This is a genomic window from Streptomyces daliensis (assembly GCF_054782395.1).
In genome coordinates this window covers 26,581-36,570 of sequence record NZ_BAAGSO010000103.1, presented here as the reverse complement: position 1 = coordinate 36,570, position 9,990 = coordinate 26,581, and the positions used below count along the sequence as shown (strand labels likewise).

The window sequence follows — 9,990 nt, the reverse complement described above, 5'->3', positions numbered from 1 at the left end:
CCCGCACTTGTCGCCGCCCGAGGAGACACCCCGGCGCGGCACCGACCCCCACCACACAGCAACCCCACAACCACCGGCACAAACCAAGAACCACGCGGCGCCAGCCGCGACGCACCGCAACCACACGCCGCGCCGAAGCCACCGGCCAGGCGGCCGAACACGGCGCCCAGCCCAGCGCTCCCACTGGCGACGGCACGCCAAAAGTTGTGGGCAATCGTCCCGCTGGCGGGACGGGTGGGCACAACCCGTGCCACCGGCCCGCAACACGCGAACGAACCCCCAAAGGGGCACCCACAGCAGGCGCACCCTCTGAGGAGAGGAGCACCCCGTGAGGCGGTCAACGTCGCACCCCGTGAAGGGGCGCGGACCGGTGAAGGGGCAACCCTGCGTTTCCTTCCGCAGCCCCGCGAAGGGGCCGTCACTACACTGTTGCGGTGATCGATGAAGAACTGCGCGCCTCGCTCGGTGCGCTCCTCGACGGTCTGCCGCCGAGGCAGGCGTCATCCGCGGTGGACCGGCTGATCGCCAGTTACCGGGGCCGCACCCCCACAGAAACCCCCGTACTGCGCGACCGCGCCGACGCGGTCGCCTACGCCGCCTACCGCATGCCCGCCACCTTCGGCGCCGTCCGCGCCGCACTCGGCGCGTTCGCCGAGCGCGCGGGCGAGTGGATCCCCGCGGCCCACGTGGACGTCGGGGGCGGCACCGGCGCCGCGACGTGGGCGGCCGCCGACGTGTGGGGCGGTACCGGCCGCCCGACCACCGTGCTGGACTGGGCCGAACCGGCCCTCGCCCTCGGCCGCGAGCTGGCGGGCACCTCCCGCGAGGAGACCCTGCGCACGGCCGAGTGGCGGCAACGGAAGATCACGGCGGGGCTGGAGCTTCCCGAGGCCGACCTCGTCACCGTCTCCTACGTGCTCGGCGAGCTGACCGAACCCGACCGCCGCGCCGCGGTCGAGGCGGCGGCCCGCGCCGCCGGCGCCGTCGTCGTCGTGGAGCCCGGGACGCCGGAGGGCTATCTGCGGGTACGGGAAGCACGCGACCAGCTCGTCGCCGCTGGCCTGCGCGTCCTAGCCCCCTGCCCGCACAGCGACCGCTGCCCCATCGTCCCCGGCGAGGACTGGTGCCACTTCGCTGCCCGCGTCAGCCGCTCCTCTCTGCACCGGCAGGTGAAGGGCGGCTCGCTCCCGTACGAGGACGAGAAGTACAGCTACGTCGCCGCCGTCTCCCCGGCGCTCACCGCCACCCTCGGCCCCGCACCGTCCCGCGTCGTGCGCAGGCCCCAGATCCGCAAGGGCCAGGTCCTGCTGGACCTCTGCGTCCCCGAGGTCGCCCTGCGCCGTGACACCGTCACCAAGCGGCATGGCGCGCTCTACAAGGCGGCCCGCGACGCGAAGTGGGGCGACGCCTGGCCGCCCGGCGAGGACTGACACCCGGGGACGAGGGGTGTTGCCGAGACGGCAACAAGCTTTGTCGGTGCGGCATCGTGCGAGCGAGTATCGCGGCAACACCGAGAGGGAGGCCGCGATGACCGCAGCAGAGACGTCGGACCGGGAGTTCTGGGACGCCCGGTACCGCGAGAACGGCCAGATCTGGAGCGGGGAGCCCAACGAGGCCCTCGTCCGCGAGGTGAGCGGGCTCGCACCTGGCCGCGCCCTGGAGTTGGGGTGCGGGGAGGGCGGGGACGCGGTGTGGCTGGCCCGGCAGGGCTGGCGGGTCACCGCGACCGACATCTCCGGCGTCGCCCTGGCCCGCGCCGAGGAGCACGCGGCGCGGGCCGGGGTCGCCGACCGCGTCGAGTGGCAGCGCCACGACCTCGGCGAGACCTTCCCCAGCGGCACCTACGACCTCGTCTCGGCTTCCTTCCTGCACTCCGAGGGCGACATGCCGCGCGAGCGCATCCTGCGGGACGCGGCGGCGGCCGTCGCGCCCGGCGGGGTGCTGCTCGTGGTGGGCCACTCGGGGTTCCCCGAGTGGCACCCCGGGCCCCACCCCGATGTGCACCTGCCCACGCCGGACGAGGTCGTCGAGTCGCTGGCGCTGCCGGAGGGGGAGTGGGAGGTGCTGGTCTGCGCGGAGCACGAGCGCGTGCAGAACAACCCCGAGGGCAGGCCCGCCACCTGCACGGACAACACCGTCAAGGTCAGGCGCCTGCCTGGCTGACCTCAAGGGAGCCGGGCCCCGCGCGCAGCTCCGCCGTCACGCACTTGACGCTGCCGCCCCCCTTCAGCAGCTCCGTCAGATCGACGGGCACCGGCTCGTAGCCCCGTTCCCGCAGGGGGTCGAAGAGCCCGGCGGCCGCCTGCGGGAGCAGCACGTGGTGGCCGTCGCTGACCGCGTTCAGGCCGAGCGCGACGGCGTCGGGCCCGGTGGCGACGAGGGCGTCGGGGAAGAGCCGTTCCAGCACGGCGCGGCTCCCGGTGGAGAAGGCGGGCGGGTAGTACATGACCTCGCCGTCCACGGTGTCGTCCAGCACGCACAGTGCCGTGTCGAGGTGGTAGTAGCGCGGGTCGACCAGATCGAGGCCGATCACGGGGCGGCCGAAGAACTCCTGCGCCTCCCCGTGCGAGAGCGGGCTGCTGCGGAAGCCGCGCCCGGCGAGCAGCCAGGAAGCGGTGACGGCGAAGTCGCCCTCGCCCTCGTTGATGTGCTCGGGTTCGCGCACGTCGGCGAACCCGTGCGCGACGTACCAGTCGCGGTGCGCCTCCGCCTCCGCCTCCCGTTCCCGGTGCGCGAAGCGCGCGCCGAGGACGCGTCCCTCGACGACGGTGGCGCCGTTGGCCGCGTACACCATGTCGGGGAGCCCGGGGCGCGGCTCCAGCTCCTCGACGGTGTGGCCGAGGGAGCGGTAGCGGTCGCGCAGGTCCTCCCACTGGGCGGCGGCGAGGGGGAGGTCGACCGGTTTCGCGGGGTCCATCCAGGGGTTGATGGAGTACGTGACGCGGAAGTGCTCCGGTGGGCACATCAGGAAGCGACGGGGTGCGTACAACGAAGGCTCCTCACGGGGTCGATGCGCGCTGGTGCGCCCATGGTCCTCCGTGAGGAGCCGTTACGCCGAGAGCCGTAGGAGTGGTTCAGGGGGCGGTTCACCCCCTATTTCCCGGGCTCCTTCTCCGCACCCTCTTCGCCGGACTGCTTCTCCTCGCGGGACTCCTTGAGCTTGCGCAGGAGTGCGCGCTTCTGCGCCGCCGCGTCGAGGTGGCCGCCGCCGGGGCCGTGCGCCGCGTTGTCCCGTCCGCCGCCGCGCAGTTCCTTGCGCGAGAGACGGGAGCGGTTGCCGCCGACGCCCAGCATGTTTCCCGCACGTCCCTTGCTCATGGGATCGCCTCCTCCTTGTTGGTCCGCACATCATGAGGCGAGACGTTCCGTCTCGTCAAGACGGTTCGTCTCGTCTCCCACGCTTGCTAGATTCGGCCTCATGGACGAGAAGAGCGAGCAGCCCGCCAGGACGCACCCGGGCCGCACCGGCCGTACCCCGGACACCTCGCGCCGCAGCGAAAGCTCCCGCAAGGCGATCCTCGACGCGAGCATGCGGCTGGTCGGAGAGGTCGGCTACAACAAGCTGACGATCGAGGCCATCGCCGCGCGCGCCGGCGTCGGCAAGCAGACGATCTACCGCTGGTGGCCCTCGAAGGCCGCCGTCCTCCTCGACGCGTTCACCGGGGTCGTCGACGAGGAGTCCTACCAGCAGGGCATCCCCGACACCGGGGACCTGGCCGCCGACCTCAAGGCCGTGCTGCGGGCCACCGTCGACGAGTTCAACACCCCCTCCTTCGAGGCCCCCTACCGCGCCCTCGCCGCCGCGGGCGCCGCCGATCCCTCGCTGTCCGAGCAGTTCGTGCGGCGGCTGATGGAGCCGGGCCGCGACGTCTACGTGCGGCGCTTCGAGGCGGCACGCGAGGCGGGCCAGATGGCGGAGGACATCGACGCCGCGTTCGCGACGGAGCTGCTGCTCGGCCCCTTCCAGGCGCGCTGGCTCATGCGCACGGAACCGCTGACGTACGAGTTCGCCGACACCCTCGTCGACTACGTGCTGCGCGGCATCGCCCCGCGCTGACCCCGGCCCCGCGCCGACCCCGGCGCCCGCATCGCTCAGCCGAGCGGCGCCGCCGTCCGGCGCGGCGTCCTGGTGAGCAGGCCTGGCGCGTCCGTGACGATGGTCTCGCAGCCGAGGCGGACCATACGGTCCCGCGCCGCCGGGGTGTTCACGGTGTGCCCCCACACGCGCGCGACCCCCGAGTCCACGGCCCTGCGCACATCCCTCGCGCGGGCGCGGTGGTCGACGCTGAGGATGTCCACGGTGCGCCGCCACCGCTCGGGCCGGTCCGTGCGCAGTTGCCGTGCCGAGCGCCAGACGGAGGTCAGCAGCCCCTCGGAGCGGGCCCGCGCCGCGAGCGCGACGCTGTTGCTCTGGACGTGGACGGAGCCCGTCAGCTTCCGCCCGCGCAGCATCGAGCCGAGCCTGCCCAGGCCCGCCGGGTCCTTGAGTTCGAGCACCAGCGGCGTGTGCCCGCCGAAGCGGTCCAGCACCTTCGCGAGCGTCGGCGGGTGCTCGCGCGGCCAGCTTCCGCGCAGCCGCGGCGAGTGCCGCAGCCAGATCCTGCCCCACTGGTGCCGGTCCAGCTTGTGCACGGGGCCCTTGGCCGTCGTCGTGCGGTTCAGCGTCGCGTCGTGCGTCGCGACGAGCGTGCCGTCCCGCAGCCTGCGCACATCGACGTCGAGCGCGGACGCCGTGCCGCGCCGCAGGGCCTCCGTCAGCCCGGACATGCTGTTCTCGGGGACTTCGAGGGAGCCGCCGCGGTGCGCGGTGTAGGTGACACGTCCGTGGGGCGCGAGGGCGCGTGCCGGGTCGTCGTCGCGGGGAGCGGCGGCCGGTTCGGTGGCCGGTTCGGTGGCCGGTGCCGCGACCGCGGAGTGCAGCGGCGCGGCCAGGACCAGGGAAAGGAGCGGGACGAGTACCGCCTTGATGAGCATGCTCAACAAGCTAGATCCGCGAATGCGGATATGCCGGACAAGACGGCCGGTTGGGTGGTGTATCGGGGCGGCATCCCGCCACCCCGGCTACGAGCCGTCGGGGGAGAGGGCGCAGGATAGAGGGCAGTCATCCGTGATCCGTGGATTCGGTCCTGAGCGCGCCTTTCCCTGCGTACCCTCGGAAACCACGGTTCACGGTCGCGAGTGAGGCGGTAGATGGAACGCGAGAGCAGGATTGCCCAGTGGCTGCGCCGAGCCTCCCACCTGGCCAGACGGCCGGGCGGGGCCACCCGTTCGGGTGCGAGAGGCGGCGGCAGGGGCACGGCGGAGGAGACCGCCCGCTCGCGCGAGGAACTTCTGCTCTCCGCAGCCGCCGCGGGCTTCCCGCTCGCTCCTGCCGCGCACCCGTCCGGGTACGGCTGCTCCTGCGTCCGCATCGGCTGTCCCACGCCGGGACGCCATCCCGTCTCCTTCGCCTGGCAGACCCAGGCCACGACGGACCCCGAGCAGATCGCGAACTGGGCCCGCAGCCAGCCGCAGGCGAACTTCATCACCGCGACGGGCCGCGCCCACGACGTGCTCGACGTCCCCGCCGAGGCGGGCTGGGCCGCGCTGAAGCGGCTGGAGGCCGAGGAGGTGCCGCTCGGGCCCGTCGCGCTGTCGGGCGGTGACCGGATGCTCTTCTTCACCGCCACCCGCACCCCGGACGACGAGGACGAGTGGTGGCCCTGCGAGCTGGACTGCCACCCCGAGACCATGGACGAGCACCCGGGCCTGCGCTGGCACTGCCGGGGCAGCTACGTCCTCGTTCCCCCCGCGAAGCTCCCCGGCGAGGCCGAGGACGCCGAGGTCCGCTGGGTGCGCCCGCCCGCCGAGGCCACGGCCACTGAGGGGACGGGTTTCGACGCGGCGACGACGGCGACGACTGCGGGCGCGGACACGGGCACGGCCACCACGGTCGCCGCCGCGCCAGGACTGCCCGAGCCGCTGACCCTGCTCGAAGCCCTCACGGACGCCTGCGCGGAGTACGAGTACGAGGACGAGGAGTCCGCGCCCTGGCCGGTGCGCTGACGGCGCCGACGGCGCCCGGCCGGCGGGACGTCCCGGCTATTCGCCCTTGGCCGAGGTGAGGCCGTCGATCTGGTTCAGGAAGGTGATGTCGCCGCCCTCCTTGGCCGGGGGGACGGTGACCACCTGCTCGGAGACCCTTATGTAGGTCACCGCCTGCTTGGGCGTCCCCGTCATCAGAGCCTTGACCAGCGGGTTCTTGACCGGGGGCTGGTGGCCCTTGGCGTAGGTCTCCTTCGTGTGGTGGTGCGAGGCGAAGAAGACCATCGCGCCGCCGTCCTTGGTGCGCAGCCCGAACGTCGCGTACTGCGGCGGGCGCGCCTCCTGGTCCGCGTACTCGGTGCGGACGCCCTCGCGCTTCTGGGTGCGCTCGCGTACCGCGCGCCGCTCGCTGGTGTGCGTGCCGTCGGCGAAGTCGCCGCTGCCGTCCTGGAGATACCGCGTGTACGCCTTGCTCAGCTCGTCGGGCTCCACACTCAGCCTGGAACCGCCGCCCGTCGGAACGGCCTTGACGTGGCCCTTCTTGTCGGTGGCGAACTCCGGGAACTCCTCGGGGGCCATGGCCGAGAGGTACGACGCCTTCCAGTCGGCGTCCGCGCCGTCGCGCTGGAAGACGAAGACCCAGCGGGCCGACTCGGAGCGGTTGCTGCGGGTGTCGGCGACGAAGAACTTCGGCCAGCCCGCCTGCTTCGGGATGAGGAAGCGCGCGTCGGACAGCTTCAGCGGCTCGTAGTCCTTCGCACCCTCGGGGCTGACCTTCTTGCGGGAGATGAGCCCTGCCTGGTCGATGGCGCCCAGCGCGCCCGTCTCGATGGTGGTGTTGAGCCGCGCGTCGTAGTCCCGGTTCGCCTTGTTGCTCTTGGCGGTGAACTCCTTCAGGACCTTCTGGGCCTCGCCCTTCGAGACCGCGGGGATCACGGCGGCCTCGCCGTTCACCGTCACGCAGCCCGACAGGGACACCGTCAGCACCGCCGCGGTCGTCGTCGCCGCGCCCAGCAGTCGCGCCCTTCGCGCCATCATCCCGTGCATCCTCCCCGCTCCCGTCGCGGATCCGAACACTACCGCCCCTCCTCGCACGGCCCCCCGCCGGAGGCCGTATGACATCATGCGCCCCAACCAAGGGGTGGACCGCAGGGGGGCCGGTGGCACATCGCAGGGCGTTCGGCGTGGCGTTACGGGAGCTGCGGACGGCGCAGAAGACCGCGAAGGGCGTCTCGCTCTACTCGCGCCACGTCAACAGACCGGCCGGCCGGGTGCTCGCGGCAGCCGCCTACCGGGCAGGGCTCAGTCCGAACCAGGTCACGCTGGTCAGCGCCGCCTGGAGCTTCGCCGCCGTCGCCGCGCTCGCACTCCTCCCGCCGTCCTGGCCGCTGGCCCTTGGCGTGTACGCGGGGCTCGCCCTCGGCTTCGCCTTCGACTCCGCCGACGGGCAACTGGCGCGGCTGCGCCGCGAGAGCAGCGCGGCGGGGGAGTGGCTCGATCACGTCGTGGACTGCGCCAAGATCACGGCGCTGCACGCGGCCGTACTCGTCTCCTTCTACCGGCACTTCGACCTGCCGGGGCCCGGCTGGCTGCTGCTGCCGCTCGCCTTCCAGTGGGCCGCCGTGCTGATCTTCTTCGGCGGGCTGCTCACCGAGAAGCTGAAGACGAAGCCCGCGCCCGCTCACTCGCCGCCCGTGCCCGCGCCCTCGCGGGTGCGTGCCGTGGCGCTGCTGCCCGTGGACTACGGCGTCTTCTGCGCCGTCTTCCTCCTGCTGGGCAGCGAGCGCGTCTTCCTCGCCGGTTACGCGGTCTTCTTCGCCGCCCACGCGCTGTTCCTCGCGGGCTTCCTGATCAAGTGGTTCCGGGAGTTGTCCGCGCCGCCTGCGGGGTGACCGGGGGCCCGGTCAGCACGTCGAGCGCGCGGCGCAGTTGGGTGCTGGAGGTGTGCACGGTGTACGGGAAATAGACAATCTCGACGCCCACCGTGCGGAAGTCCGCCTCCAGCTTCTCGCCCTTCGGGGTGCCCCGCCAGTCGTCGCCCTTGAACAGCACGTCGAAGCGCACCTGCTGCCAGGTCTCCAGCTTGTCCGGCACGGTCTCGACGAAGGCGGCGTCGACGAAGCGGATGCTGCGCACGATCGCCAGCCGCTCCACCAGCGGCACCACGGGTGGTCTGCCCTTGGCGCGCTCGGCCATCTCGTCGGAGACCACACCCGCCACCAGGTAGTCGCACTGGCTGCGGGCGTGCCGCAGCAGGTTGAGGTGTCCGACGTGGAACAGGTCGTAGGCCCCGGGCGCGTAGCCCACGGTCTGCGTCATCCGAATCCCCCCACGGTGTCCGGTGAGAGGCGCCCCCCAGCGCCTCCTCGACCGTCCGATAAAACCACACAACTACCGGACGGCGGGCGGATGTTGTGGGGATGACGCGGGGGTAACGGCTATCGTGCCGAAGGGGAGGACAAGGGGGAGAACGAGGGGGAGGGGCTGACGTACATGCCGGAGCGGGACGTCCCGGGGCACATACCTGCGGATACGGGGAAACCGGCCAGGCGGCTGTTGCTCGTCTCCACCAACTACGCGCCCGAGCGGGCCGGAATAGGACCGTACGCCGCGCAGACAGCCGAACACCTCGCGGCGCGCCCCGGCTGGGAGGTCCACGTACTCGCCGGGATGCCGCACTATCCCGCCTGGCGCACCGACCCCGGATACCGGGGCGTGTGGCGTGCCGTCGAGGAGCGCGCGGGGGTGCGCGTCCATCGCAGGCGTCACACCGTGCCGCCCCGCCAGACGGCGCTGCGGCGGGCGCTGTACGAGGCGTCGATCCTGGCGCACGGCACCCTCGCCCCGCCCCGCACAGGGCGCCCCGACGTGGTGCTCGCGCAGTTGCCCAGCCTCGCGGGCGGCGTGCTCGCGGCGCGTACGGCGCGCCGTCACCGGGTGCCCTTCGTGCCCGTCGTGCAGGACCTGATGGGTGCCGCCGCGCGGCAGAGCGGCATCAGCGGCGGCGGAAAGGCGGCGGCGCTGGCCGCCTCGGCGGAACGCTACGTGCTGGGCCGCGCCACCCTCGTCGGCGTCATCCACGAGAGCTTCGTGGACAAGGTGGCCGCCATGGGCGTGCCCCGCTCGCGCATCAGGCTGGTGCCCAACTGGAGCCATGTGCGCCGCCCTTCGGCGCCGCGCGAGGAGACCAGGGCGCGGCTGGGCTGGGACGCGGGAACCACCGTCGTCCTGCACGCGGGGAACATGGGCCTCAAGCAGGGCCTTGAGGTGCTGATCGGGACGGCCCGGCTGGACCCCGGCATCCGCGTCGTGCTCATGGGCGACGGCAACCAGCGGCGGAAGCTGGCCGAGCTGGCCGCCGGACTGCCCAACGTCGAGCTGCTGCCGCCCGCCGACGAGGCCGACTTCACCGACGTGCTGGCAGCGGCCGACGTCCTCGCCGTCACCCAGCGCGCCTCCGTCCAGGACATGAGCGTCCCCTCGAAGCTCACCTCGTACTTCGCCACCGGGCGCCCCGTGGTCGGCTCCGTCGCCGACGGCGGCGGCACGGCGGGCGAGCTGCGGCGCTCGGGCGCCGCCGTGCTCGTGCCGCCCGAGGACCCCGCCGCGCTGCGCGCGGCCGTCTCGTCGCTGGCCGGTGACCCGGTGGCGGCGGACCGACTGGGCGCCAGGGGGCCGCGATACGTCGAGGAGCACCTGAGCAGGGAGGCGGGCCTCGCCCGTATCACCGCGCTCGTCGACGAGGCGCTGGAGACCACGGCGGCCCGCCGCGCCGGAGCCGGGGCCGGAGGCGGCGGCGGAGGCGGCGGCCGTACGCGTGCCGAAGACGACCGTGCGCGTGCCGACGGGCCCGCACATACTGGCGGGCGTACGCATACTGGGGTGCGGGGCGGTGCGGGCGCCGGGGAGCGCCGCGACACCAGGCAGGACTGAGCAGGGCCGAACAGGGCTGAACAGGGCCGAGGG

11 protein-coding genes are annotated in these 9,990 nt (G+C 73.1%); 6 read left to right on the top strand and 5 right to left on the bottom strand.

Features of this window, described 5'->3' with window-relative positions; all coding sequences use genetic code 11:
* Positions 1–434: 434 nt before the first annotated feature.
* Together ACYVOO_RS27625 and ACYVOO_RS27620 are read left to right on the top strand one after the other, a co-directional pair.
* Positions 435–1,430 (top strand): small ribosomal subunit Rsm22 family protein, encoded by a 996-nt coding sequence (locus ACYVOO_RS27625; RefSeq protein ID WP_461018423.1) that lies wholly within the window; start codon positions 435–437, stop codon positions 1,428–1,430.
* 97 nt (positions 1,431–1,527) lie between these two features.
* Positions 1,528–2,163: an SAM-dependent methyltransferase gene (locus ACYVOO_RS27620; RefSeq protein ID WP_461018422.1), complete on the top strand. Its 636-nt coding sequence runs from the start codon at positions 1,528–1,530 to the stop codon at positions 2,161–2,163.
* On the opposite strand, the gene ddaH is transcribed toward ACYVOO_RS27620, so the two are convergent.
* The gene (gene ddaH / locus ACYVOO_RS27615) at positions 2,144–2,989 is read right to left on the bottom strand and encodes a dimethylargininase (RefSeq protein ID WP_461018421.1); all 846 of its coding nucleotides are present in this window, start codon (positions 2,987–2,989) and stop codon (positions 2,144–2,146) included. The two genes, ACYVOO_RS27620 and ddaH, sit on opposite strands and share 20 nt — an antisense overlap.
* 104 nt (positions 2,990–3,093) lie before the next feature.
* On the bottom strand, positions 3,094–3,318 hold the full coding sequence (locus ACYVOO_RS27610) for a DUF6243 family protein (RefSeq protein WP_461018420.1): 225 nt from the start codon (positions 3,316–3,318) through the stop codon (positions 3,094–3,096).
* A gap of 100 nt (positions 3,319–3,418) precedes the next feature.
* On the opposite strand from ACYVOO_RS27610, the gene ACYVOO_RS27605 reads away from it, so the two are divergent.
* Positions 3,419–4,057 carry a TetR/AcrR family transcriptional regulator gene (locus tag ACYVOO_RS27605; RefSeq protein WP_461018419.1) on the top strand — a complete coding sequence of 213 codons (639 nt, stop codon included), beginning with the start codon at positions 3,419–3,421 and terminating at the stop codon, positions 4,055–4,057.
* Between the two features lie 35 nt (positions 4,058–4,092).
* Here the strand turns inward: ACYVOO_RS27605 and ACYVOO_RS27600 are convergent, their stop codons facing one another.
* Positions 4,093–4,974 (bottom strand): glycerophosphodiester phosphodiesterase, encoded by an 882-nt coding sequence (locus tag ACYVOO_RS27600; RefSeq protein WP_461018418.1) that lies wholly within the window; start codon positions 4,972–4,974, stop codon positions 4,093–4,095.
* Between the two features lie 216 nt (positions 4,975–5,190).
* Between ACYVOO_RS27600 and ACYVOO_RS27595 the strand changes: the two genes are divergently transcribed.
* The gene (locus ACYVOO_RS27595; RefSeq protein ID WP_461018417.1) at positions 5,191–6,045 is read left to right on the top strand and encodes a bifunctional DNA primase/polymerase; all 855 of its coding nucleotides are present in this window, start codon (positions 5,191–5,193) and stop codon (positions 6,043–6,045) included.
* A gap of 36 nt (positions 6,046–6,081) precedes the next feature.
* On the opposite strand, the gene ACYVOO_RS27590 is transcribed toward ACYVOO_RS27595, so the two are convergent.
* Positions 6,082–7,062 carry a hypothetical protein gene (locus tag ACYVOO_RS27590; RefSeq protein WP_461018416.1) on the bottom strand — a complete coding sequence of 327 codons (981 nt, stop codon included), beginning with the start codon at positions 7,060–7,062 and terminating at the stop codon, positions 6,082–6,084.
* 161 nt (positions 7,063–7,223) lie between these two features.
* Here ACYVOO_RS27590 and ACYVOO_RS27585 point away from each other — a divergent pair, with 161 nt between their 5' ends.
* Positions 7,224–7,916, top strand: a complete 693-nt coding sequence (locus ACYVOO_RS27585; RefSeq protein WP_461018425.1) for a CDP-alcohol phosphatidyltransferase family protein — start codon at positions 7,224–7,226, stop codon at positions 7,914–7,916.
* Here the strand turns inward: ACYVOO_RS27585 and ACYVOO_RS27580 are convergent.
* Positions 7,876–8,343, bottom strand: a complete 468-nt coding sequence (locus tag ACYVOO_RS27580; RefSeq protein ID WP_453348734.1) for an adenylyltransferase/cytidyltransferase family protein — start codon at positions 8,341–8,343, stop codon at positions 7,876–7,878. The genes ACYVOO_RS27585 and ACYVOO_RS27580 overlap by 41 nt on opposite strands.
* 174 nt (positions 8,344–8,517) lie before the next feature.
* Here ACYVOO_RS27580 and ACYVOO_RS27575 point away from each other — a divergent pair, with 174 nt between their 5' ends.
* Positions 8,518–9,957 (top strand): glycosyltransferase, encoded by a 1,440-nt coding sequence (locus tag ACYVOO_RS27575; protein ID WP_461018415.1) that lies wholly within the window; start codon positions 8,518–8,520, stop codon positions 9,955–9,957.
* Positions 9,958–9,990 lie beyond the last annotated feature (33 nt).

Excerpts from the sequence above, each read along its gene's own strand:
- ACYVOO_RS27575 (WP_461018415.1), top strand. The coding sequence starts at position 8,518 with ATGCCGGAGCGGGACGTCCCGGGGCACATACCTGCGGATACGGGGAAA.
- ACYVOO_RS27620 (WP_461018422.1), top strand. The coding sequence starts at position 1,528 with ATGACCGCAGCAGAGACGTCGGACCGGGAGTTCTGGGACGCCCGGTAC.
- ACYVOO_RS27580 (WP_453348734.1), bottom strand. The coding sequence starts at position 8,343 with ATGACGCAGACCGTGGGCTACGCGCCCGGGGCCTACGACCTGTTCCAC.
- ACYVOO_RS27600 (WP_461018418.1), bottom strand. The coding sequence starts at position 4,974 with ATGCTCATCAAGGCGGTACTCGTCCCGCTCCTTTCCCTGGTCCTGGCC.
- ACYVOO_RS27590 (WP_461018416.1), bottom strand. The coding sequence starts at position 7,062 with ATGATGGCGCGAAGGGCGCGACTGCTGGGCGCGGCGACGACGACCGCG.
- ACYVOO_RS27610 (WP_461018420.1), bottom strand. The coding sequence starts at position 3,318 with ATGAGCAAGGGACGTGCGGGAAACATGCTGGGCGTCGGCGGCAACCGC.
- ACYVOO_RS27605 (WP_461018419.1), top strand. The coding sequence starts at position 3,419 with ATGGACGAGAAGAGCGAGCAGCCCGCCAGGACGCACCCGGGCCGCACC.
- ACYVOO_RS27595 (WP_461018417.1), top strand. The coding sequence starts at position 5,191 with ATGGAACGCGAGAGCAGGATTGCCCAGTGGCTGCGCCGAGCCTCCCAC.